At 56.4% G+C, this 25203-nt stretch carries 13 protein-coding genes; 11 read left to right on the forward strand and 2 right to left on the reverse strand.

What is annotated here, in order from left to right:
* Positions 1 to 251: 251 nt before the first annotated feature.
* From CAUR_RS06070 to CAUR_RS06095, 6 genes are all read left to right on the forward strand, one after another.
* Positions 252 to 2291: an alpha-1,4-glucan--maltose-1-phosphate maltosyltransferase gene (locus CAUR_RS06070; RefSeq protein WP_012257045.1), complete on the forward strand. Its 2040-nt coding sequence runs from the start codon at positions 252 to 254 to the stop codon at positions 2289 to 2291.
* Between the two features lie 23 nt (positions 2292 to 2314).
* Positions 2315 to 5677 carry a maltose alpha-D-glucosyltransferase gene (gene treS, locus CAUR_RS06075; RefSeq protein WP_012257046.1) on the forward strand — a complete coding sequence of 1121 codons (3363 nt, stop codon included), beginning with the start codon at positions 2315 to 2317 and terminating at the stop codon, positions 5675 to 5677.
* A gap of 59 nt (positions 5678 to 5736) precedes the next feature.
* Complete coding sequence (glgB, locus tag CAUR_RS06080) at positions 5737 to 7770, forward strand: 1,4-alpha-glucan branching protein GlgB (protein ID WP_012257047.1); 2034 nt, start codon at positions 5737 to 5739, stop codon at positions 7768 to 7770.
* 267 nt (positions 7771 to 8037) lie between these two features.
* Positions 8038 to 9816, forward strand: a complete 1779-nt coding sequence (gene treZ, locus CAUR_RS06085) for a malto-oligosyltrehalose trehalohydrolase (protein ID WP_012660623.1) — start codon at positions 8038 to 8040, stop codon at positions 9814 to 9816.
* A 30-nt stretch (positions 9817 to 9846) separates the two neighbouring features.
* The gene (locus CAUR_RS06090; RefSeq protein WP_012257049.1) at positions 9847 to 12285 is read left to right on the forward strand and encodes a DUF3536 domain-containing protein; all 2439 of its coding nucleotides are present in this window, start codon (positions 9847 to 9849) and stop codon (positions 12283 to 12285) included.
* Complete coding sequence (locus CAUR_RS06095) at positions 12282 to 15239, forward strand: malto-oligosyltrehalose synthase (RefSeq protein WP_012257050.1); 2958 nt, start codon at positions 12282 to 12284, stop codon at positions 15237 to 15239. Before CAUR_RS06090 ends, CAUR_RS06095 begins: the two co-directional genes overlap by 4 nt.
* Before the next feature lie 326 nt (positions 15240 to 15565).
* Here the strand turns inward: CAUR_RS06095 and CAUR_RS06100 are convergent, their stop codons facing one another.
* Together CAUR_RS06100 and purB are read right to left on the reverse strand one after the other, a co-directional pair.
* Positions 15566 to 15814, reverse strand: a complete 249-nt coding sequence (locus CAUR_RS06100; protein WP_012257051.1) for an NAD(P)H-dependent oxidoreductase subunit E — start codon at positions 15812 to 15814, stop codon at positions 15566 to 15568.
* A 268-nt stretch (positions 15815 to 16082) separates the two neighbouring features.
* Complete coding sequence (purB, locus tag CAUR_RS06105; protein WP_012257052.1) at positions 16083 to 17483, reverse strand: adenylosuccinate lyase; 1401 nt, start codon at positions 17481 to 17483, stop codon at positions 16083 to 16085.
* A 236-nt stretch (positions 17484 to 17719) separates the two neighbouring features.
* Between purB and CAUR_RS06110 the strand changes: the two genes are divergently transcribed.
* From CAUR_RS06110 to CAUR_RS06130, 5 genes are all read left to right on the forward strand, one after another.
* Positions 17720 to 18214 carry a MarR family winged helix-turn-helix transcriptional regulator gene (locus tag CAUR_RS06110; protein ID WP_012257053.1) on the forward strand — a complete coding sequence of 165 codons (495 nt, stop codon included), beginning with the start codon at positions 17720 to 17722 and terminating at the stop codon, positions 18212 to 18214.
* Between the two features lie 482 nt (positions 18215 to 18696).
* Positions 18697 to 20517 carry an efflux RND transporter periplasmic adaptor subunit gene (locus CAUR_RS06115; protein ID WP_012257054.1) on the forward strand — a complete coding sequence of 607 codons (1821 nt, stop codon included), beginning with the start codon at positions 18697 to 18699 and terminating at the stop codon, positions 20515 to 20517.
* A 20-nt stretch (positions 20518 to 20537) separates the two neighbouring features.
* Positions 20538 to 21785, forward strand: coding sequence for an ABC transporter permease (locus CAUR_RS06120; RefSeq protein WP_012257055.1), 1248 nt, complete (start codon positions 20538 to 20540; stop codon positions 21783 to 21785).
* 248 nt (positions 21786 to 22033) lie between these two features.
* A complete protein-coding gene (locus tag CAUR_RS06125) occupies positions 22034 to 22978 on the forward strand; it encodes an NAD-dependent epimerase/dehydratase family protein (protein WP_012257056.1) in 945 nt (314 codons plus the stop codon).
* Positions 22975 to 25203, forward strand: a complete 2229-nt coding sequence (locus tag CAUR_RS06130; RefSeq protein ID WP_012257057.1) for an ATP-binding protein — start codon at positions 22975 to 22977, stop codon at positions 25201 to 25203. Before CAUR_RS06125 ends, CAUR_RS06130 begins: the two co-directional genes overlap by 4 nt.

Raw genomic sequence — 25203 nt, forward strand, 5'->3', positions numbered from 1 at the left:
GCATGCAACTAGTTTGACACATCCCGCCGGGGAACGTACAATCAAAAGGGCAGGCATACTGAACATTGTCATAGATCACGGACATGCCCGGCATGCGGCTTGCCGGCCCATACGGTTTGTCGTATATCATCTGCTGGCGCTTCATCACAGATTATCAATACCCCAGCATACGACGTACCGACCTATACGGTTTGTCGTCTATCGCAAGTGCACAGAACGCACATTGCTTGCTGTCAAATTGAGGAGGTCTAATGACCGTCAAGGAGTCACGCACTCGTACTCGCCGCACGGCGGCAAAAGCGAAACTCGATCTATCGGTGATCGGTGAAGGACGGCGACGGGTCATTATTGAAGCGGTTGAGCCAATCATTGATGGTGGTCGTTATCCGGTGAAGCGAATCATCGGTGATACGCTGGTGGTCAGTTGCGATCTGTTTGCCGATGGTCATGATGAACTGGCAGCAGTAGTACGCCATCGACCGGTCAGCGCTAAGACATGGCATGAAGCACCAATGCGCTTACTGGTCAATGATCGTTGGGAAGGTCAGTTTACCCTGAATAGCATCGGTCGGCATGAGTTTCAGGTTGTGGCCTGGATCGACCGTTTTGCGACCTGGGTGCATCAACTTGAGAAGCGGTTGGCTGCCGGGCAAGATGTGCGGGTCGATTTGCAGATCGGTGCCGCGCTGGTTGGTGAGGCTGCACGCAATGCCAGTGGCGCTGATGCTGCGGTGCTGCATGTCGCCGAAGCGGCCCTGATTGCCGGTGACGTTGATACAGCCTTTGCCGCTGAAATCCACTCCTTGATGGCTGTCCATTTGCCACGCCGATTTGCTACCGAGTCTGAGATTTACCCGATAACAGTCGAACGCGAACGAGCACGCTTTTCCGCCTGGTACGAGCTGTTTCCCCGCTCGGCGGCTGACGAGCCGGGTCGCCACGGCACGTTCCGCGATGTGATCAAGCGGCTGCCGTACATTGCCGAACTCGGTTTTGATGTGCTGTACCTGCCACCGATCCATCCGATTGGATATACCTTCCGCAAGGGCAAAAATAACAGCCTGAATGCCGGCCCCAACGATCCGGGCAGCCCATGGGCGATTGGGAATGCCGATGGCGGGCATATGAGCATTCATCCCGAATTGGGCACATTGGATGATTTTCGGGCGCTGGTGCGCGAAGCGCAGAAATACGGTATCGAAGTAGCACTTGACATCGCGTTCCAATGCTCACCCGATCATCCGTACGTGCGTGAGCATCCAGAGTGGTTCCGCGCTCGCCCAGACGGAACCATCCAGTATGCCGAGAATCCACCGAAAAAATATCAGGATATCTACCCGTTCGATTTTGAATCGGAAGACTGGCAGGGGCTATGGCAAGAGCTGCGCCGGGTCTTCGAGTTCTGGATCGAGCAGGGTGTGCGTATCTTTCGGGTGGATAACCCGCATACCAAGAGCTTTCGCTTCTGGGACTGGTGTCTGAACTCGCTGAAGAGTGCGCATCCCGACCTGATCTTTCTCTCGGAAGCGTTCACCCGGCCAAAGGTGATGTACCATCTGGCCAAGATTGGCTTTACGCAGAGCTATACCTATTACACCTGGCGCACTACCAAACACGAGTTGACCAGCTATCTGCAGGAATTGAATACCCGCCCGGTCAGTGATTTCTTCATTCCCAATTTCTGGCCGAATACGCCTGACATTCTGACCCCACAGTTTTACGCTGGTCAGCGCTCGGTGTTTATGACCCGCGCTGCGATGGCGGCGACGTTGACGGCCAGTTGGGGTATGTACGGCCCGGTGTATGAATTGATGGAGCACACGCCGGTAGCCGGACGTGAAGAGTACATTAACAATGAGAAGTACGAAATCCGGCACTGGAATCTCGATGCACCGCACAGCCTGCGCGGCTATATCGGCCAGCTCAATCGGATTCGGCGTGAGCATCCGGCCCTTCACCGGAATGACACCCTGCGCTTCCACCGCGTAGACATCGATTTTCACGAGCACGAATGGTTGCTCGCGTATAGCAAGACATCACCGGACGGCAGCGACATCATTCTGGTGGTGGTCAACCTTGACCCCGAACGTACCCACAGTGGTTGGGTTCAGGTGCCGCTGAACGACTGGAACGTGAATGGCGTGTTCCAGGCCCACGATCTGTTGACGGACGCACGTTACACCTGGTCGGGAGAGTATAATTACGTGCAGCTCAGCCCGATGGCTCCCGTCCATATCTTTTGTATTCGCCGGCTCCGCCGTGACGAGCGCGGCTTTGAGTATTTCGCCTGATAGTTGTACGATGAGGGAGTGGCATGAACCGTGTACGCCCGGCCAAGACGCCGACTCTGTTAGCCGATGATCCGCTCTGGTACAAAGATGCGGTCATCTACGAATTGCACGTGCGCGCTTTTTGCGATAGCAATGGTGATGGTATCGGAGATTTTCCCGGTCTGACCAGCAAGCTCGACTATCTGCAAGATTTGGGCGTAACGGCAATCTGGCTGCTCCCCTTCTATCCCTCACCGCTGCGCGATGATGGCTACGATATAGCCGATTATACGAACATTCATCCCAATTACGGCACGCTGGCCGATTTTAAGGTGTTTATTCGCGAAGCCCATCGGCGTGGGCTGCGCGTCATCACCGAGCTTGTCTGTAACCACACCTCTGACCAGCACCCCTGGTTTCAACGTGCCCGGCGGGCTAAGCCCGGTACTTCAGCCCGCAACTTTTATGTCTGGTCGGATACACCCGACCGCTACAAGGACGCCCGGATCATCTTCAAAGATTTTGAGACCAGTAACTGGACGTGGGATCCAGTGGCGCAGGCGTACTACTGGCACCGCTTCTACAGCCATCAACCCGATCTCAACTTTGAAAATCCGGCTGTCCAGCGGGCTGTCTTCAAGGCGATGGAGTTCTGGCTCGATCTGGGAGTCGATGGCATGCGTCTCGATGCCATCCCCTACCTCTACGAAGCAGAGGGCACCAATTGCGAGAACCTGCCGGAAACCCACGCCTTTCTCAAACGCTTACGTAAGCATATGGACGAAAAGTACCAGGGGCGTATGTTTCTCGCCGAGGCCAATCAATGGCCAGAAGACGCGGTTGCCTATTTCGGGGATGGCGATGAGTGCCATATGGCCTTTCACTTCCCGGTGATGCCCCGCCTCTTTATGTCGGTTCACCTTGAGAATCGCTATCCGATCATTGATATTATGCGGCAAACGCCGCCAATACCCGACAATTGCCAGTGGGCAATCTTTCTGCGCAATCACGATGAACTGACCCTCGAAATGGTCACCGATGAAGAGCGCGACTATATGTACCGGGTCTACGCTCGCGATCCCCAGGCCCGGATTAATCTCGGCATTCGCCGACGACTGGCACCATTGCTCGGCAACCATCGCCGCAAGATCGAGTTAATGAACGGATTGCTCTTCTCGCTGCCCGGTACGCCGGTGATCTATTACGGTGATGAGATCGGGATGGGCGATAACATCTACCTCGGCGACCGCAACGGTGTGCGCACGCCGATGCAGTGGAGCGGTGATCGGAATGCCGGTTTTTCGCGGGCTAATCCTCAGCAACTCTATCTGCCGGTAATTACCGATCCGGAGTATCACTACGAGACGGTCAACGTCGAGACGCAAAGCGCCAATCAGCATTCATTGTTATGGTGGACGAAACGCCTGATTGCACTACGGAAGCGTTACGCCGCATTTGGCCGGGGCACGCTCGAATTTCTCTATCCCGAAAATCGTAAGGTGCTCTGTTTCCTGCGCAAAACCGAGGATCAGATTCTCCTGGCCGTTTTCAATCTGTCGCGGTTTGTTCAGGGTGTCGAACTCGATCTCTCGCCGTACCGTGGCCTGATGCCGGTTGAGCTATTCGGTCAGGTGGAATTTCCACCGATTGGCGATCAGCCCTATTTCCTGACCCTTGGCCCACACAGCTTCTACTGGTTTACGCTAACACCGCAACGGATTGAAGGAGTACGCTTGCCCACACCCCAACCTGAAACCGAACTGGTTGAGATTCCGGTTGATGCGATTGAGTGGGATGCGATCTTCTACGATGGCCGGCAGGCGCGGCTTGAGCGAGTCTTACCCGATTACCTGCGTTATCGGCGCTGGTTTGGGGCCAAAACACGCAAGATCAAACAGGTGCAGGTAAGCGAGTTTGCCCGTCTCGATTATGCCGGTGGCCCAGCCTACCTGACACTGTTGCAGGTCACCTATGTTGAAGGCGCCCCAGAAACCTACTTGTTGCCGATGGCGTATGCCGAAGGCGAGCGCGCCGACCAGATACTGGCCGATCAACGCCACATGGTGATTGCCCGCCTACGGGTTGGCCGTCGACCTGAAGCCGGTATCCTGTACGACCCACTCGGTGAGCGTCGCTTTGCGTCGGCGCTCCTGGAACTGATAATCGGACGACGCCGTCTACGGGGTGAAGCCGGTGGAGAGCTGGTGGGTGGCACGACCCGTGCGCTCCGCAAGCTTCTCGGCGGTAGTGATGGCCTGGAACCGAGTTTGATGCGTGGCGAGCAGAGCAATTCATCGATCAATTTTGGTGGTCGGCTCATTATGAAGCTCTTCCGTAAGATCGAGCTGGGCCGCAATCCCGATCTGGAACTGGGACGTTTCCTGACCGAAGAGGTTGGGTTCCCCCATACACCACCGGTAGCCGGCTACATTGAATATCTGCGCGGCAAAGATGAACCGTTGACGCTGGCAATCGTTCAGGGCTATGTGCAGAACGAAGGTGATGCCTTCGATTACGCGCTCGATGTCGTGCGCCGCTACTATGATACGGTGCTCACCCGTACCGATGTCGTGCCACCGGTTGTGAAGGCAAGCGTTGCCGGCATGCTCGCGGCTGCGCATCAGCCACCGCCAGCCCTGGTTGAGGAATTGATCGGTGGTTACCTCGAGTCGGCACGCCTGCTCGGTCAGCGGACTGCGGAGATGCATCAGGCTCTGGCCAAAGGAAGTGGACCGGCAATGGCACCTGAACCCTTCTCGACCCTCTACCAGCGCTCAATCTACCAGAGTATTCGGAGTCTGATCGGGCAAACCCTGCAAGATTTGCGGAAACTGCTGCCGTCGTTGCCGGCAACCGTTCGTCCGGCGGCAGAGCGTGTTACCCAGAGTGAAGAGGCGCTCCTGGCGCGGTTGCAACGGATTACCGGTGACAAGATCGAGACGGTGCGTATTCGCATTCACGGTGACTACCATCTCGAACAGGTGCTCTTCACCGGCAAAGATTACATGATTATCGACTTCGAGGGTGAACCACTGCGCCCAATCAGCGAGCGGCGGATCAAACGCTCACCGTTGCGTGATGTGGCCGGCATGTTGCGCTCATACCAGTATGTCGCCTATGCCGCTCTATATGCCCATAATGGTGCAAGCAGAAGCGCTGAAGAGATCGAGCGACTTCAGCGCTGGGCTGATATGTGGAGTTTCTGGGTCTGTGCAGCCTTTCTTAATGGCTATCTGACCACAGCCGGCCATGAAGCATTCGTCCCCCAGGATCAGGCCGATCTCGAAGCCCTGCTCGAGACGTTTGTCGTCGAAAAAGCCGTCTACGAACTGGGTTACGAGATGAACAATCGCCCTGACTGGCTGCCGATCCCGATCAACGGCATCTTACGCCAGATTGAAGAATGATCGCTGCCGCCGATGTTCCTGCACTACCATCGGCTTGAAGCACCATAAAGGAGGCTGCAATGAGTGATACCGAAAAACCTCGCCGCACCCGCCGTAAACAGGTGGCGAATACTGATGAGCCTTCCACGACAGTGACGGCCTCGACCACGGATGCACCAACCGCAACCATTGAGGAACCTTCGGCGGCTGCTCGTGCTATGATGACCAGTATCCTCAGCGAGGATGATATTTATCTGTTCAACCAGGGCACCCATTACCGCTTGTACGACAAATTTGGTGCTCAGCCGGTGGTGCTGGAAGGTGTACCGGGCACCTATTTTGCGGTTTGGGCACCAAATGCCGAGTATGTGGCCGTGATCGGCGACTGGAATAACTGGGACGCCGGTGCCAACCCGCTCCGGCAGCGCGGCTTTTCGGGTGTGTGGGAGGGATTTATCCCCCACGTCGGTAAAGGCATGCGCTACAAGTTCCACATCGCCTCGCGCTACTACGGCTATCGCGAAGACAAGACAGATCCCTTCGGCACCTACTTCGAGGTCGCACCGCAGACGGCTGCCATTATCTGGGATCGCGATTACACCTGGTCGGATCAACAGTGGATGAGCGAACGGGGGCAGCGGCAGCGCCTCGATGCGCCGATCTCCATCTACGAAGTGCATTTGGGATCGTGGCGGCGCAAACCGGAAGAGGATAACCGTCCGCTCAATTACCGTGAACTGGCCCACGAGCTGGTCGAGCATGTGAAAGATTGTGGCTTTACCCACGTTGAGCTGTTACCGGTCACCGAGCATCCCTTCTACGGTTCCTGGGGGTATCAATCGACGGGTATGTTCGCGCCGACCAGCCGGTACGGAACGCCGCAAGACTTCATGTATTTTGTGGATTATCTGCATCAAAACGGGATTGGGGTGATCCTCGATTGGGTGCCCAGCCACTTCCCGACCGACGGTCATGGGCTGGCCTACTTCGATGGTACCCATCTCTACGAACACGCCGATCCGCGTAAAGGCTACCATCCCGACTGGGGAAGCTATATTTACAACTATGGTCGGAACGAGGTACGAAGCTTCCTGATCAGCTCGGCGCTCTGCTGGCTGGATAAGTTTCACATTGACGGGATACGGGTTGATGCGGTTGCGAGCATGCTCTATCTCGACTATTCGCGCCGAGCCGGCGAGTGGATTCCCAACGAATACGGTGGGAACGAAAATCTGGAGGCGATTAGCTTCCTGCGCGAATTGAACACCCAGATTTACAAGTACTACCCTGATGTGCAGACAATTGCCGAGGAGAGCACAGCCTGGCCGATGGTATCGCGACCGGTCTACGTTGGTGGATTGGGCTTCGGCTTCAAGTGGGACATGGGCTGGATGCACGATACCCTGCAGTATTTCCGGCGCGATCCGATCTACCGGCGCTTTCATCACAACGAATTGACCTTCCGTGGCCTCTACATGTTCAGCGAGAACTACGTGCTACCACTCTCGCACGATGAGGTCGTTCACGGCAAAGGGTCACTGCTCGACAAGATGGCCGGCGATGTCTGGCAAAAGTTTGCCAACCTGCGCCTGCTCTACAGCTATATGTTTGCTCAACCCGGTAAAAAACTGCTCTTCATGGGTGGTGAATTCGGACAGTGGCGCGAATGGTCACACGACACCAGCCTGGACTGGCACTTACTGATGTTTCCCTCCCATCAGGGCGTACAACGATTGATTGGCGATCTTAACCGTCTCTACCGTACTGAGCCGGCCTTGCACGAACTGGACTGTGATCCACGTGGGTTTGAGTGGATCGATGCCAATGATGCCGATGCCAGCGTCTACAGCTTTCTGCGCAAGAGCCGCTACGGCGAGCAAATTCTGATCGTGATCAATGCCACGCCGGTCGTGCGTGAGGATTACCGAATTGGGGTACCGGTGGGTGGCTGGTGGCGTGAATTGTTTAACAGCGACTCGGAGTATTATTGGGGAAGTGGGCAAGGCAATGCCGGCGGCGTGATGGCCGAAGCAATTCCAACCCATGGCCGGGATTTTTCGTTGCGACTGCGCCTGCCGCCCCTGGGTGCGCTCTTCCTGAAACCTGCCGGCTAAGTGCTGCCACTGCAAGACGCACGTTTAGCGTGCTTCCATTTCGTACCTGCCGATTGTTCGTACTACACTTGACCGGGAGTGACTTGCCGACGTGAGTTACTCCCGGCTACAGCAGCGACCCCGTTGCTGCGTTCGTCGCAACAGCATTGCTTCCTGCCATCCCTGGCTGACCGTACATCCCGTTCTCAACGAAACTGCACTTCGTACCAGGACAGCATGGTATACGACACAGACAGGTTTTCTGCCTGTATATCAAGAGGGCTAGCGATGTTTGATCTTCCTCTCCCTGGCGCAATCTATCGCGCCGATGGTACAACTGCTTTCACCTTATGGGCACCGACTGCAAACCGGGTCGAACTGATGTTACTCGACCCCACACCGCAGACGATAGCGATGCAACCGATTGGCTATGGCTGCTGGCATGTGGTTACCACGGCAGCACCGGGCAGTCGCTACCGCTATCGCCTTGACGGCAACCGCGAGCGACCCGATCCGGCTTCACGTTGCCAGCCTGAAGGAGTGCATGGCCCGTCCGCCGTTGTCGATCACGCTTTTGCCTGGACTGACACGGCATGGCGGGGTGTACCGCTCTCCGACCTGGTCATTTACGAACTCCACGTTGGTACATTTACCCCGGAGGGAACGTTTGAGGCGATTATTCCTCACTTGCCACTCCTGCGTGATTTGGGGATCACGGCCATTGAGCTAATGCCGGTGGCACATTTTCCCGGTGTCCGCAACTGGGGGTACGACGGCGTGTACCTCTACGCACCGCATACCGCCTACGGTGGGGTGACCGGTTTGAAACGGCTGGTCGACGCCGCTCACGCGCATGGCATAGCCGTCCTGCTCGATGTGGTCTACAACCACTTTGGCCCGGAAGGGAATTATTTGTGGGATATTGCCCCTCCGGCCTTCACCAATCGCTACCAGACACCGTGGGGTGCTGCAATCAACTACGATGGCCCGGAGAGCGATCTGGTGCGCTGGCTGATCATCGAAAATGCGCTGGAGTGGCTCCGCGAATATCACATCGACGGCCTGCGCCTCGATGCGACGCACGCAATCTTCGATGTATCGCCGTACCACGTCCTCGAAGAACTGGCGGATCGGGTACAGGCGCAGGCAATCCGTCTGGGCCGACCGGCGTATCTCTTCGCCGAGCATCCGCTCAACGATCCGCGTTTTGCCCGCCCCAAGGTATTGGGAGGTTATGGGTTAAGCGGTGTCTGGTCGGATGATTTTCACCATGCGCTGCATACGTTGTTAACAGGAGAGCAGCGTGGGTACTACGAAGGCTTCGGCAGCATCGAGCAGATGGCAACTGCGCTCGAACGAAGCTTTGTCTTCGCCGGGGAATACTCGCCGCATGCCCGCCGCCGTTTTGGGCGTGACCCGTCTGATCTGGCAGTCGAGCAGTTCGTGGTCTTTGCCCAAAACCACGATCAGGTCGGCAATCGCGCATTGGGTGACCGGCTGGGGGCAACACTGAGTGAAGCGCAAATGCGACTGGTCGCGGCAACTGTGCTACTCAGCCCGTATACACCGTTGATCTTCATGGGTGAAGAGTACAACGAACCGGCACCGTTCCAGTATTTTACCGACCACAGCGATCCGGCACTTATCGAGGGGGTACGCGAGGGGCGCAAGCGCGAATTTGCATATTTTCTCAGTCCGGGGCAGGAGGTACCCGATCCCCAAGACCCGGCCACCTTCACCCGCTCGAAACTCAACCATGCGCTACGCACCGTTGGCCGCCACGCCGCGCATCAGGCATTCTACCGGGAACTATTGTCACTCCGCCGCGCTCTACCCGGCCTGCGCCAACGACCGCGAACCCGCATCGTTGATCGGGTAATTGTTGTAGAATGGCCCTCAATCAGGTTACTGCTCAATTTTGGGGCTGAACCGGCCCGAATTACATTGACTGCTGATTCCTGGCGCATCCGCATGGATAGTGCCGATCCGCCATCGGCAACCTTCACCAATGGATGGGTAACCTGTGTTGGTCACAGTGCTGTCTTACTCACAGCAGAAGCGTCATAACCGTTTACGAGTATTCTGGGAGCGTGCATCATGGCCGAGCGGCTGATTTGTATTCACGGCCACTTTTATCAACCACCACGCGAAAACCCGTGGCTTGAAGCAATCGAACAGCAAGACTCGGCGTATCCATACCACGACTGGAATGAGCGGATTACTGCCGAGTGCTATGAACAAAACGCCGCTTCACGGATTCTGGACAGCCAAAACCAGATTGTTCAGATTGTCAACAACTACAGCCGGATCAGCTTCAACTTTGGGCCAACCCTGCTGACCTGGCTGGCCGATCACGCCCCGCAGGTGTATCAGGCTATCCTGGATGCCGATCAAGAGAGCCAGCGCTATTTCGGGGCCGGTTCAGCAATGGCCCAGTGCTACAACCACCTGATTATGCCACTGGCGGCCCGCCGTGATAAGGTGACGCAGGTCATCTGGGGGATTCAGGATTTCAAGTACCGGTTTGGCCGTGACCCGGAAGGGATGTGGTTACCGGAAACCGCCGTTGATCTTGAAACCCTCGATATTATGGCTACGCACGGGATTCGCTTTACCATACTGGCCCCAACCCAGGTCAGCCATGTGCGCAAAATCGGCGAAATGATCTGGCACGATGTCAGCGGTGGGCGGATCGATCCCACCCAGCCGTATCTGGTCAAACTACCGGAAGGACGGTCAATCACGGTCTTCTTCTACGACGGCCCGGTGGCCCGTGCCGTTGCCTTCGAGCGCCTGCTGAGTAGCGGTGTGGGTTTTGCCAACCGTCTGGCCAGTATCTTCAACGATCAGCGTCCGTGGCCGCAATTAGCCCATATCGCCACCGACGGCGAAACATATGGGCATCATCACCGCCATGGTGATATGGCGCTGGCCTATGCGTTACATTACATCGAGAAAACCGGGCTGGCGCAGTTGACGAATTACGCCGCCTACTTGCAGCGCTATCGGCCAACCCACGAAGTGCAGATCATCGAGCGAACGTCGTGGAGCTGTGCGCATGGGGTCGGGCGCTGGATGAGCGATTGTGGTTGTAATACCGGTGGCAATCCGGGCTGGAATCAGGCCTGGCGTGCTCCCTTACGCGCTGCCCTCGATTGGCTCCGCGACACGATTGCCCCTCGCTTCGAGGGGTACGCCCGTCGCTTACTCGTCGATCCATGGGCTGCCCGCGATGACTACATCAGCGTCATTTTGAATCGTTCCCCGGAGAACATTGCCGCCTTCATTGGCCGTCACGGTCGTGGCCGGCTCGATGAGGGTCAGCGGATCGCGGTGCTGAAGCTGATGGAATTGCAGCGCCACTTGATGCTCATGTATACCTCGTGTGGCTGGTTCTTCGACGATCTGAGCGGGATTGAGACCATTCAGGTCATGATGTACGCCGGACGGGCACTGCAACTGGCGCACGATCTGTTTGGCGAGGATTTCGAGGCAGAATTTCTTGATCGCCTGGCGCAGGCGCGGAGCAATCTACCGGCCCGTGGCAATGGTCGCGATCTCTACGAACGCCATGTACGCCCGGCAATGGTCGACCTGCGTAAAGTGGGCGCTCACTACGCCATGAAGACCCTCTTCAACGGTGTAGGTGAGCGTGAACAAATCTACGCCTACACAGTTGACCGTGAAGATTACCATCTGTTGCTCGCCGGTAAAGCCCGCCTGGCCCTGGGACGGATTCACATTCAGTCGACGATCACCGGTGAATCGACCCGCCTGAGCTTTGGCGTACTGCATCTCGGCGATCACAACATTTCGGGTGGCGTCCGGGCGTACCAGGGCGAACAGTCATACCGACAACTGATTGAAGAGTTAAGCGAACTCTTTCTGCGGGCGGATATTCCGGGTGTGATCCGCATGGTTGATCGGAATTTCGGTCAGGAACAGTATTCGCTCAAGCTGCTCTTCGGTGATGAGCAGCGCCAGATTCTGCATCGCATCCTCACCTCAAGTCTGGCCGAGGCGGAAGCTGCGTATCGTCAAATCTACGAAAACCATGCCCCACTCATGCGGTTTCTTGCCAGTATAGGTATGCCGGTGCCGCGTGAATTTCAGATCGCCGCCGAATTTGCCATCAATACCGAACTACGCCGCCTGTTCGAGGCTGAGCCGCTCGATTTTGATCGGATCAATAGCCTGTTACGAGAAGCCCAACGGTCGGGCGTTACCCTCGATAGCGACGGACTGAGTTACGCGCTATCGCGGACAATCCGCTCAATCAGCGAGCAATTCCAGTTAACGCCAGAAGACCGTGGATTGTTGACGCAGCTCGATGCCGCCGTTGGCCTGGCCCGCAACCTGCCTTTCGAGGTTGATGTCTGGCATACGCAAAATGTCTACTACGAGTTGTTGCAAACTGTGTATCCGCAAATGAACATTGAAGCAGGTGAAGGCTATGCTGATGCCCATGCGTGGTTACGCCTCTTTCGATCATTGGGTGTCAAGTTACGCTTTCGCCTGCCACCAGGAGAGCCATGATTGATGTAGAACTGCGTGTTCCGCGTGCAACCTATCGCCTACAGTTGAATGCCGACCTGACCTTTGCCGACGTTGCTCGCTACGTCCCCTACTTCGTTGAGCTTGGGATTAGTGATCTCTACTTCTCCCCCATTCTAACCCCTCGCGCCGGGAGTCGTCACGGCTACGATATTACCGATCACACCCATCTGAACCCCGAACTAGGAGGTGAAGAGGGGTTTGCCCATCTCGCAACCGTGTTACGCGAACACCACCTGGGGCTGATTCTCGATGTTGTCCCCAACCATATGGGAATTGGCGATCCGCGCAACACCTGGTGGCGCGATGTGCTCGAAAACGGGCCGAGTTCGATCTACGCACCGTACTTCGATATCGACTGGGACCCGGTGCCACCCGAATTGCAGGGGAAAGTGTTATTACCGGTGCTGGGTGACCAATACGGCGTCATCCTGGAGCGGGGCGAGCTACGGTTGTCCTACGACAATGACGGCGGTTTCAGCCTCAACTACTGGGAGCATCGCTTCCCGCTCAATCCGCGGAGCTATGCCGACATTCTCACCCACCGCCTCGATGAGCTGCTGAATGAATTGGGCGCAGATCATCCCGACGCCATCGAATTGCAGAGCATTATCACTGCCATCGGTTACTTACCGTCTCGCCACGAAACCACGCCTGATCGGGTGATCGAGCGCAACCGCGAAAAAGAGGTGGTCAAGCGCCGGATTGCAACACTGATCGAAGCCAGCGAACCGGTGCGCCGCATGGTCGAACGGGCCTTGGCCGACTACAACGGCGTGCCCGGCGATCCGCGTAGTTTCGACCTGCTTGATGCCTTGATTGCCCGCCAATCGTACCGCCTGGCGTTCTGGCGGGTCGCCACCGAGGAGATCAACTATCGTCGCTTCTTCGATATCAACGACCTGGCAGCAATTCGGGTTGAACTACCCGAAGTATTGCAGGCCACGCATGATCTGGTGTTACGTTTGTTGGCTGAAGGAATTGCTACCGGCGTTCGGATTGATCACCCCGATGGACTGTGGCAGCCAGCAGCCTACTTTCGCCAATTGCAAGAGAGTTATCTGCGCTACCGGGCCGCATTCCACTTCGGTGGGAGTGCTCCCCCTGATCTCGACGACCAAATCCGTCAGCGCCTGACCCAGGCCGAACGTGGCGAGCGCTCCTGGCCCCTCTACATTGTTGCCGAGAAGATTCTCAGCCACGGCGAACCATTACCTGCCGATTGGGCCGTGGCCGGTACAACCGGCTACGACTTTCTCAACCAGATCGGTGGCGTATTGATTGACCGCAGCAGTCAACGGGTGTTCAACCGTCTGTACACCCAGTTCACCGGCCCCCAACCCACCTTCGCCAACCTGGTCAACAGCAAAAAGAAGGAGATCATGCTGGTCTCACTGGCCAGTGAGGTCAATACCCTGAGCCATCTCCTCGACCGGTTGAGCGAGCATACCCGCCGCTATCGCGATTTTACCCTCAACAGCCTGACCTTCGCGATTCGCGAGGTGATTGCGGCGATGCCCGTCTACCGCACATATATCAGCCTGGATGGCGTTGTCAGCGAGCGTGACGAACAGGCGATTCGCTACGCAGTGCGTGAAGCCAAACGACGCAATCCGCGCACGGCTGCCCAGATTTTCGACTTTCTGGAAGAGACGTTGCTCTTGCGCAATCTCCACCATTTTGCCCCCGAAGCGCATGCCGAGGTCCTGCGTTTCGTGATGAAGTTTCAGCAGTTAAGCGGGCCGGTGATGGCGAAAGGGGTTGAAGACACCGCATTCTACGTCTACAACCGGCTGGTAGCCCTGAATGAAGTTGGTGGGCATCCCGAACTCTTCGGGTGTGAGGTGACCGACCTGCATCAGGCAGCTCAGGAACGGCAACAGCAGTGGCCGCACAGTATGGTGACGACATCAACCCACGACACCAAACGCAGCGAAGATGTGCGCGCTCGCCTGAGTGTTCTCAGCGAGTTACCCGATGAGTGGCGACAGCACGTGGGACGCTGGAGTCGCTTCAATGCCGCGAAGCGCAGCACCATTGAAGGTAGCCAGGCACCAACCCGAAATGACGAGTACCTGCTCTATCAGACACTGGTTGGTGCCTGGGAGGGGATGGAACATCTGGACAGTTTCACCGAACGGATGGTTGCCTACATGGAAAAGGCAACCCGTGAAGCGAAGGTCAACACGAGCTGGATCAATCCGAACCCAGAGTATGATGCAGCGATACAACGGTTTGTGACCGGTATCCTTGATCCACGTCGCTCACGGCGATTTCTGGAAAGTCTCGACAGCTTTGCCCGGCGTATCGCCTTTTTCGGTCGTTTCAACAGTCTGACCCAAACCCTCGTGCGCCTGACGACAGTCGGTGTTCCTGATCTGTATCAGGGTTGCGAACTGTGGGATTTCAGCCTGGTTGATCCCGACAATCGACGACCGGTGGACTTTGCCCGGCGGGCAGCGCTGCTGGCCGCCATCCGTCGGCAACGCGAGCAGGACGGTACAGCGGCGCTGGCTGCCGATTTACTGGCCACAGCCGCTGATGGACGGATCAAACTGTACACGATTGCGACAACGCTAGAGTTTCGCCGTGCCCGTCCCGAACTCTTTGCCTATGGCGAGTATGTACCCCTGTACGCCGAAGGGCCGGCAGCCGGACATGTCATCGCCTTTGCCCGTCGCCATCCAACTGCCGGCGAAGCGGTGACTGTCGCACCCCGGCTGACCGCTCGCCTGAGTGGTGGACAGGAAGTGCCACCGCTTGACGACCTCTGGGGAGAGACATGGCTCCCGTTACCCGACATCCTACCGGGAACACGTTACCGCAACCTGTTCACCGACGAATGCCTGACCGTCGTCGAACACCAGGCTGGTGCCGGCCTGGCAATGGCCGAGGTGCTTGGTCACTGGCCGATAGCGCTACTGGTGCGCGAGTAAGGATGGTTCGCCAGACGTTCAGACTGCCAGGAAAGTGCCGGGATGGCGGATAACACCCCTATCCACCATCCCGTTTCCAGCCAGCACCATGTCTGCTCCAGAAGGCACCGCTACGGGGGAAGGCATATCCCATCCGGTATCAACAAAAGCACGGTACGCTACCAGACATCACCCTGACAACGCACCAGAGCGCGGATGCGTTAAACCGGTGCGTTTGTACCGGCAACGATCCATCAGCGGCTTGCCGGTGTATCGGCCACGAGCATGCCCTAAGCGATAGATGTCTTTGTGCGAGAGGTGGTATAGAATGCTCTCCGCCACAAACCCTATTCCGGTGACCTCGTTACCGTGTGCAGTCGTGATTCTACAATTTCGATCAATTGTTGTGGAGTAACGCGGGGAAAATAGTCATATTCCAGCATAACCGCCGGCACATCATCGCATGCGGCCATGCAATCAAGCTCAACAATGCATAGCGCACCGGAATACGCTGTACGCAATCGTGACAGTGTCTGCCAGATGTCGGGGCGGCTACGGGAGCAAAGCCGGCAAATCGTCAGTTCAATGACGGCCATTCCCTGCCTGCCTTTCTGCTATGACTGTTCATTTCGAGGGTGCAGATGTAGTGGTATCTCATCGTGCTATCGTCGCTGTGTTGTCTGTGTGCTGTCTGATCGTCTCTACACTGGCAATGACGTTCAGACAGATCGTATCCGACATTCTTCTATAGTGTACACTCTTTGTCAATAGATTGCAAATATAAAATTGTGCATGTACCGGCAACAAACTCTTCCACTGTCACGACAGTGATCAGCGTGACAGTGGAATTATATTGCACTATCGCTACGTCCAGTTACCAACTGTCGCCTCATCGCGTAGTTGGGCAAGCTTGACCGCCAGACCGATATACGCCGCAGGTGCGAGCGCCTGCAACTCGGCCCGCACCGCATCACTGACCAGTAAACTGTCGATGAAGCGGGCAATATCTTCGGCAGTCAGCGCACGACCACGCGAAAAAGACTTCAACAACTCGTAGGGTTCAGCAAAACCCTCACGGCGGAGGATTGTCTGAATGGCCTCGGCCAGGACTTCGGGATGCGCATCGAGATCGCGGCGCAAGCGGGCGCGATCAACAGCCACTTTTTGCAGGCCGCGCAGCAGGCGCTGGTAAGCGAGGAGACAATAGCCGAAGGCCAGACCCAGATTACGCAAGACCGTGCTGTCGGAGAGATCGCGTTGGAGGCGCGAAACCGGTAGCTTACGACTGAACAATTCCAGCAAAGCACCGGCCAGGGCCAGATTGCCTTCGGCATTTTCAAAATCGATAGGATTCACCTTATGCGGCATAGTTGAAGAGCCAACCTCACCGGCCCGGGCCGCCTGTACCAGATAACCATCGCTAATGTAGCGCCAGCAATCCTGGCTAAGGTCGGTCAGAATTGCGCCAATCCGTTTGAGCGCATCGCAGAGCGCTGCCAGTGTGTCGTGCGGTTCAATCTGGGTCGTGAGCAAAATCGGTTCCAGATCGAGCGAACGCACAAAGGCACGCGAGAATTTTAGCCAGTCGATCTGGGGCAGGGCAACGTGGTGGGCGGCAAAAACACCACTTGCGCCGTTGAGCTTACCGGTGATCTTGATCGCCATCATGTCGTTGATCGCCCGTCGTAACCGCATAAAGAAGACGTTCATCTCTTTGCCGAACGTTGTTGGCGTCGCGGGTTGTCCGTGCGTGCGGGCCAGCATCGGCGTCGCTGCTTCCTCGTCGGCCAACTGCCGAATGCGTTCGAGCAAGGACTCAAGTGCCGGCAGCAAGACCATTTCACGTGCCTCTTTGACCATCAGCGCATACGCCAGATTGTTCACATCTTCAGAGGTCAGCGCGAAATGCACCGCTTCCAGATGACCGGTTAAACCGAGTGTTGTTAACCGTTCGCGTAACCAGTACTCAACCGCTTTCACATCGTGATTGACACGCCGATCCCATGCCGCAATCGCCAGCGCATCATCATCACCAAACTGACGGTAGAGGGCACGGAGCGCAGCCTGTTGCGGCGGGGTCAGCGGCGGGACAAAATGGATGCCACGGGCACGGGAGAGAAAGATGAGATATTCCACCTCTACCCGCACACGATAGCGAAAGAGAGCAGCTTCACTGAAAAAGCTGGCCAGACTTGCCACATCAGCACGGTAACGGCCATCGAGTGGTCCCAGTGCCGCCAGCCGCGTCATATCGTCTGTTGTCATACTTGCCTCCTGTTCCACGAGTTGTTGCCGTTACGAAGGGTACCATAGAAATCGCAAGTGGTGAGTAACGAGCGATTACTGACGCCGTCGGCGTTGAATACCTGAAGCGAAGACATGATATTAGCTGTGCAAGACATTGACATTCGTAAAACAATAGGGTACGATGGTTATCAGAGGTTCAAATATTTGTCTTCAGAATTATTCTCTCCTCAGCATACTTGCCTGCGAGGAAATGCATGAACGAACAAGAGGCTCGTGCTCATCACACGCATGTCATTGATGACATCGTCCGCCAGATCACCTGGCAGAGCCAGAAGCAGTTATTGCAAACGTTGAGTCGACCCGAGATTGGGTTGACATTACCGCAAATGGTGACGCTCTTTGCCATCCGTGAGGCGGGCCTGTGTCGGATGAGTGATCTGGCCGACATTACGCAGCAATCCGCGGGCACGTTGACCGGTATTGTTGACCGTTTGATTGAAGAAAATCTGGTTGGACGGGTGCGCGACGCCGAAGATCGCCGGGTTGTGCAAGTGATGCTTACCCGTCAGGGAGAGCAGCGGCTGGCGTTAGTCGAGGAAGCCCGGCGCGCCGATATGGATCGTATCTTGTCTCGCTTTAGCCTGGAACAATTGCAAGACCTCGCACAGTTGCTCCAATTGTTGCTTGATGGGATCAATGAGTTGATCGGCTGTCGCGATCTTGAACGTAACGCGAATATGGTCGAGTAAACCACCCTTGGTGTCACAATTGACGACGGGTGATGTTGCCCGTGCCCTTCTCTGGTCTTTTCGAGATATTACCATCTTTGAACGCTGCGTTGGATCATACTCGTTTCGTACCCACCGATGCCTGTATCGGGTCGTCTGGAGTGCGAACGTCTGGCTTCCACACCTGCCGCGATCCGGATTGGGCGAGGGTGGTGCAAGCCAGCCCGAACGTGTGTCCGTCAGGTGGGTTATATCAAAGTCACCCATACCGGCAACATGTCAGTATGCAAACGCTGTTCTGGTACCGGTATGGCAGACTGCTGACGTGCTGTGTTACCAAAACGCTCCCAATTCTTTGACTGTACCATTGATTGTGCAAGTCACTTCCCGTAGCGCAACATCCTAACCTTGCATACCGTCAAATGTACCGGTTACCGGTAGTAACTCGTAGTATGATGATACTGATGTGTACAATTGTGCGTGCGCAGTATTGAGGCTTTCGTATGAGTCAATCATCACGCCCTCGCCGTCGTCAAAATCGTCTTGGATGGGGAATCGGCATTCTCGTTGTTATCGGTGTTCTCGTAGCCGGTTTCTTTCTTTTTAACCGTGACCAACCTTCCAATGTCAGGCTTAACTATGCCCTCACCCGCCCACAACGCAGCCCAATCAGTGCAACAGTGAATGCCAGTGGCTCTATTCAACCTCAGCAGGTGATCGATCTCACTTTCGCCAGCAGTGGTCTGATCAGTGAGGTCCTGGTACAGGTTGGCGATCAGGTAGCAGCCGGCCAGGTGCTGGCCCGACTTGACACTCGCGATCTGGAATTGCGGGTCGATCAGGCTGCGGCCCAACTGGCGCAGGCGCAGGCCAGCCTTGACCGATTGCGGGCCGGACCGAGCGCTGCCGAGGTCGCTGCGGCAGAGGCCCAACTGGCGCAGGCGCAGGCGCAGTTACGCCAGACAACCGGTAATGTTACCGAGCAGGATTTGGCGGCAGCGCGGGCCCAGGTTGAACAGGCACGGGCGAATCTTGAACGGGTACTGGGTGGGCCAAAGGCCAGCGAGGTAGCGCAGGCGCAGGCGCAGGTGGATCAGGCCGCAGCGGCCTTGCAGGCGCAACGTGATTCGCTTTCAGCAGCAAAAACCAGAGCCGAGTCGCAGTTATTACAAGCCGCCAATACATTACGCGACCGCCAGGCCGAGTATAGCCGTATTTACAACGAAAATCGAGAGCGCGAGCAGCAACTGGCTCGCTTCGGGCAGTCGTTACCACAATCAGCGCTCGATACTGAAGCAGCAGCACTGCGGGCGGTCGAAAATGCCGAAGAGCAGATGCGGCAGGCTCAGGTAGCCTATGAACAGGCCAGGCAGGCCGAGATTACCGGCATCGCGCAGGCAGAAGCTCAACTCCGCAGTGCCCAGGCCAACCTTGAGCGCATATTAGCCGGCGCCGATCCAGATCAGGTAGCCGCAGCCCGTGCCCAGTTAGCCCAGGCTGAAGCCAATCTGAATAAGCTGCTCGGCGATCAGCGAGCCGGCAGTCTGGCTGCGGCCAATGCGGCGGTTGCCAGTGCGCAGGCAAATCTGCAACGGATTACCGCTCCTCCGAGCGAGGCTGATCTGGCCAGCGCTGAAGCCCAGGTCGCCAGTGCCCGGGCCAGCCTGGCGCAGGCGCAGCTTGCCCTGGAACGGGCAACCCTGACCGCACCTATTGCCGGAGTGGTAGCCGAGGTGAATCTGGAAGTTGGTGAGTTCTATAACGCTGCACGACCGGCCGTGGTATTGGCTGATCTGAGTGGTTATTACGTTGATGTGACCGTTGATGAAATCGATGTCGCCCAGATTGCGGTTGGTCAACCCGTTATTCTCGTCCTCGATGCGCTGCCTAACCTCGATCTGCGTGGAACGGTTGCCCGCATCAATCCGCTCTCCATTGTGCAATCCGGGGTTACTGCCTACACCGTGCGGATTGTGACCGATGATCCACCCGCCTCAGTGCGTCCGGGTATGTCGGCAAGCGCCGATATTATCGTGGCCGAGAAGAGTGAAGCGCTGGTCGTACCACGCCGGGCGATCCGTGCTGAAGGTGGTCAGTTTTTTGTGGATGTGACGACCGATCCGGCGCTGTGTTCGCTCGACATCGCGCAACGTCCATTGCAGCCACCGCTACAGGCGGTTGCGGTGCAAACCGGCTTGAGCAACGAACAGATCATCGAAATCAGTTCAGGGAATATCGATGAAAACAGTTGTGTCTACGTCCCTGGCGTCGATGCCCGTATCGATCTCTTCAGTGGCCCACCTCCCGGTGTACGCGGACGCTAAGCTAAACGGAGCAGGTAACGATGAAGCTGATAGAAGCGTTGCGGATCGCTTTCAGCAGTTTACTGGCCAATAAACTGCGCGCCATTCTGACCATGCTCGGCATCATCATCGGGGTAGGCGCTGTCATTGCTCTCCTGGCGCTGGGTGGTGCTATTCAAACGCTGGTAACCAGCGAGTTGCAGGGATTGGGGAGTAATCTGGTGTTTCTCTTCGCGGGAACAAATGATCCAGAGACGAACCGCCGGGTACCACCACGCCTGACCAATGAGGATATTGCTGCCATTGCCGATCCGCTGAATGTACCGGCAGTGGCAGCGGTTTGTGCCGAGTTCAGTCGGCGGGCACTCACCACGTATGGCGGTGCCAGCTACGATGCATTGATCGCCGGGGTAAGTGCCAATTATCCCCAGGTACGTAATGCCCGGGTGGCTGAAGGCACGTTCTTTGACGAACGTGCGCTTGAACTGCGCTCACGTGAGGCAGTGTTGGGGTATCGCGTCGCCCAACGTCTCTTTCCCGACGGTGCCGATCCGGTGGGCCAGCGAATCCGGATCAACGGTATCGGGTTTCAGGTGATTGGCGTCATGGCCGAACGCGGTGGCAGTTTCGCCTCAAACGAAGATGATCAGATCTTTGTTCCCCTGACCACAGCCCAAGACCGTCTCTTTCCACCTGCCCAAAATGTGACCCGGCGCGTGGATGTGAGTGTGGTTTACATTCAGGCTCGTGATGAAGATAGCATCGATGAGTTGATCGATCAGGTTACCGCGTTGCTCCGGCAACGTAATGGGCTGACCTATCAGGACAACAATTTTACCATCGTCACTCAGCAAGACCTGGTAAGCTCGTTTGCGACGATTACCGGTGCAATTACCATCTTCCTTGGTGCCATTGCCGCTATCTCGCTGGTGGTCGGCGGGATCGGGATTATGAATATTATGCTGGTCAGTGTGACGGAGCGCACACGCGAAATTGGTTTGCGCAAAGCGGTTGGCGCCCGGCGCAATGACATCCGGCTTCAGTTTCTGGTTGAAGCGACCGTGCTCAGTTTAATGGGCGGTATCCTCGGCATTGGCCTGGGGTATGGATTGGCAGCGATTGGGACAGCTTTACTGGCCAATTTCTCACCGAACGCTCGCGCTGAAGTAAGCCTCGATGCAATTCTGCTCGCAACCCTTACCTCTATCGCAGTTGGGATATTTTTTGGCCTGTACCCGGCTGATCGCGCTGCCCGCCTCGATCCGATTGCAGCACTGCGCTATGAGTAGGAGAGTAAGGACACGCAGCATCTGCCCAGGCACGCTTCAGCCCTGCCTATTACCCGTTGGTGCGGCGACATGACGCTACAATCATGCTCTTTATCGCTCATGTGGCAATCTGCATGATATACTGTAAGCGCACGTTGCCAGATGATGAACCCAAACGCCAAACCGCTTCCGGTGATAGCGTTTGGGTTTTGCAACAATGATGTATCGGTAGCAACTTCCTGATCCAGTTTGGCGAGACGGTTCTATCAATGCGCATCCTGATCACCGGTTCTTCAGGCATGATTGGTACCAACCTCGGTCTTCGGCTGATCGAGGCTGGTCACCAGGTTTTTGGCGTTGATCGTCGGGTTAATCCGTGGACGGATCGCATTCCCACCCTGTTACAAGACCTCGCTATACCCCAACGTGATTTTCGCGCCGGTATCGGTGGTGCCCCCTACCCACCTTGCGATCTGGTGGTGCATCTGGCGGCCAACGCCAAAGTCTACGAGCTGGTAACCGAGCCACATCGCGCCCTGGAAAATATCAACATTACCTATAATGTGCTCGAATATTGCCGGCATCATGAAATCCCGATCATCTTTGCCTCCTCACGGGAAGTCTACGGTGACATTCACCGCTACATGACAGAGGAGACGCGCGCCGACTTCAGCTTTACCGAGAGTCCCTACTCAGCTTCCAAAATTGCCGGTGAAGCCCTGATCTATGCCTATGCCCGCTGCTATGGGCTGCGCTACATTGTCTTTCGCTTTTCCAATGTCTACGGCCGCTTCGATAACGATCTGGCACGCATGGAACGGGTGATTCCGCTATTTATTCATCGGATCAGTCGTGGGGAACCGGTGACGGTATACGGTGCCGATAAGGTGCTTGATTTTACCTACATTGACGATTGTGTTGATGGAATTATGTGCGGTATCAACCGTTTATTCCGAGGGGAGGTATACAACCGCACAATTAATCTGGCCTACGGCGAAGGAAATACGTTGATTCGGGTCGCGGAGTTGATCGGTGAGGCCTTTGGTCGGCAGCCGGAGATTATTGTTCAGCCGGCAAAGCGGGTCGGTGAAGTAACGTACTATGTCGCTGATATTCGGCAGGCCCGCGAATTGTTGGGATTCAACCCGCAAGTACCGTTAGCGGAAGGTATCAACCGCGCCGTGGCCTGGTCGCACGGAGAGTTGCTACGATGACTGAACACCAGCCAGAGCTTAGCGCATCTGATCAGATGATAGAGCGAGCAGTGTCAGGTGAGGGTATCCAGCACTGGCTCAAGATCAGTGCGGCCTGGCTGGCCTTGCAAGAACCAGAACGCCTCTTTCCGACCCTGGTCTCCAGTTTTGCCGAACATTTACCGGCTGTGCGCACCGTCATTCTCTGGCTCGTTACCACGGGCGGCTTGCAACCGGTAGCTCACGCCGGGTTCACGATACCGTCTGCAATCAGTGAACACTGGTTGCGGGTCAGATTGCGACCTGGAGAAGGAGCCGCCGGGCTGGCCTGGCAGCGTGAGACGGTGATCCAACAACACGGCGAACACGGCTATCGTGAATTGCAGGGTATTGCATCCCCCCAGGCACAGACGGTCTTTCAGGCAATCGGTGATCTCTTACCGCGCAGCCTGCTGGTGACCGCTATCCCACTGCGCGCAGGGCACACGCTGGTAGGGGTGCTGGAGCTGGCCAGCAATGCCAATGAGCCACTTGGTATAGAGATGGCCGATTTCGAGGTTATCGCCGGTATCGTTGCCGCAGCCATTCGCAACGCCCAATTGTACGATGAACTCCGGCGCAGCCACCAACGGCTGAAAGCGTTTGATGCAGTTGTAACGTCGATCAGCACTGCTGCCGATCTGCCCGATCTGGTGCAGAGTGTTTTGACCGTTGTCCTCGAATTGACCCCTGCCCAGAGTGGTGCGCTCCTGATCTTCGATCCGGCCCAGGAACGTCTACAGGTCAGTGCCTGGTGTAACATTGACCTGACTGCTCTTGCCTGTTTCGACCAGGTGTCGGTTGATGCGACTCCCTGTGCAGAAGTTGTTCGTTACGGCCAGCCGGCATTTCGGCCACTGCTCAGCGAGCGTGGCGAATCGGCGTTGATCGAGGCCGGTATGGCGGCGGCGGCCTATCTACCGCTGCTCGCCGGCGGTACTGTGACCGGTGTGCTGGCGCTGTTCGGCGATATCGAACTCACCAAGGCAATTGACAAAGACATGCTGATGCCGATCTGTAATCAGGTCGGTTTCGCGATTGCTAACGTGCGGTTGTATGAAGATAGCCAACACGAGCGGAGAAAATTCCATACGGTGATCGAGTCGATTGCCGAGGGGGTGTTACTGTGTGATCGTTACGGTCGTTTAACCCTGGCCAACCAGGCTGCCCACGATCTTCTCTCCTGCGCAACGCTGAGCTTCGAGACACCCCTGGCAACTGTTCCTGATCTGTACGATCTGCGCGATCTCGATGGGAATGCTCTGACGCCTGATGATTTACCATTTACCCGCGCTTTGCGTGGCGAAACGTTTTACGATTATCGGGTGATGCGACGCCTGCCCGATAACAGTGAGCGCTTCTTCAGCTTCAGTGGCGCCCCAGCGGTTAACGAACAGGGTGAAGTTGAAGGCGCAGTGATTACGTTCCGCGACATTACTGCAACCCAAAAGGTGCAGCGGGCAAAGGATGAATTTCTGGCCGTAGCCGCCCATGAATTACGCAGCCCGCTGGCAGCGGTACGCAGTTATGCCGATCTTTTGTTGCGACGAGAACAACAGCGGGAGGGGGATCATCGCGATTTGCACGGCTTGACGATCCTCTCGCAACAGGTGGCGCATATGCTCCGCCTGGTGGATAATCTCCTCGATGTTTCGCGCCTTGATGCCGGCCAGTTTGATTTGCAATATCAACAGGTCAATCTCGTCGGGCTGGCTCAGCAGGTGATCGATCAACAACGACCAAACGCCGGTCAACGCGATTTACTGCTTGAGGCCGAGTCGGCGGAATTGATGGTAACCTGCGATGCGATGCGTATCCGGCAGGTACTGACAAATCTGATCAGCAACGCTATCAAGTACAGTCCACCCGACAGTGTGATCAGCGTGCGTCTCCGCAGCGCGACTCTGCTAAACAACAATGCACCTGCGGTGCTGATCAGTGTCAGTGATCAGGGGCCGGGCATTCCCCCTGAAGAGCAGGAGCGCGTGTTTCAGCGCTACTATCGTGCACCTGGCCGCCGGGCAGAGGGGTTGGGGTTGGGCTTGTATCTAAGCCGTGAGATTGTTCAGTTGCACGGTGGTCAGATTTGGATTGAGAGTCGCGAGGGTCAGGGCAGCACGTTTATGGTGCTGTTACCGGTTGAACGAATGCAGCGTTCACGTACTGAGCGGATGAATCGCTCTTTTGAACTGTCAGCGGAGATTTGA

The sequence above is a fragment of the Chloroflexus aurantiacus J-10-fl genome (assembly GCF_000018865.1).
Lineage (GTDB): Bacteria > Chloroflexota > Chloroflexia > Chloroflexales > Chloroflexaceae > Chloroflexus > Chloroflexus aurantiacus.

Excerpts from the sequence above, each read along its gene's own strand:
- CAUR_RS06070 (WP_012257045.1), top strand. The coding sequence starts at position 252 with ATGACCGTCAAGGAGTCACGCACTCGTACTCGCCGCACGGCGGCAAAA.
- treS (WP_012257046.1), top strand. The coding sequence starts at position 2,315 with ATGAACCGTGTACGCCCGGCCAAGACGCCGACTCTGTTAGCCGATGAT.
- glgB (WP_012257047.1), top strand. The coding sequence starts at position 5,737 with ATGAGTGATACCGAAAAACCTCGCCGCACCCGCCGTAAACAGGTGGCG.
- treZ (WP_012660623.1), top strand. The coding sequence starts at position 8,038 with ATGTTTGATCTTCCTCTCCCTGGCGCAATCTATCGCGCCGATGGTACA.
- CAUR_RS06090 (WP_012257049.1), top strand. The coding sequence starts at position 9,847 with ATGGCCGAGCGGCTGATTTGTATTCACGGCCACTTTTATCAACCACCA.
- CAUR_RS06095 (WP_012257050.1), top strand. The coding sequence starts at position 12,282 with ATGATTGATGTAGAACTGCGTGTTCCGCGTGCAACCTATCGCCTACAG.
- CAUR_RS06100 (WP_012257051.1), bottom strand. The coding sequence starts at position 15,814 with ATGGCCGTCATTGAACTGACGATTTGCCGGCTTTGCTCCCGTAGCCGC.
- purB (WP_012257052.1), bottom strand. The coding sequence starts at position 17,483 with ATGACAACAGACGATATGACGCGGCTGGCGGCACTGGGACCACTCGAT.
- CAUR_RS06110 (WP_012257053.1), top strand. The coding sequence starts at position 17,720 with ATGAACGAACAAGAGGCTCGTGCTCATCACACGCATGTCATTGATGAC.
- CAUR_RS06115 (WP_012257054.1), top strand. The coding sequence starts at position 18,697 with ATGAGTCAATCATCACGCCCTCGCCGTCGTCAAAATCGTCTTGGATGG.
- CAUR_RS06120 (WP_012257055.1), top strand. The coding sequence starts at position 20,538 with ATGAAGCTGATAGAAGCGTTGCGGATCGCTTTCAGCAGTTTACTGGCC.
- CAUR_RS06125 (WP_012257056.1), top strand. The coding sequence starts at position 22,034 with ATGCGCATCCTGATCACCGGTTCTTCAGGCATGATTGGTACCAACCTC.
- CAUR_RS06130 (WP_012257057.1), top strand. The coding sequence starts at position 22,975 with ATGACTGAACACCAGCCAGAGCTTAGCGCATCTGATCAGATGATAGAG.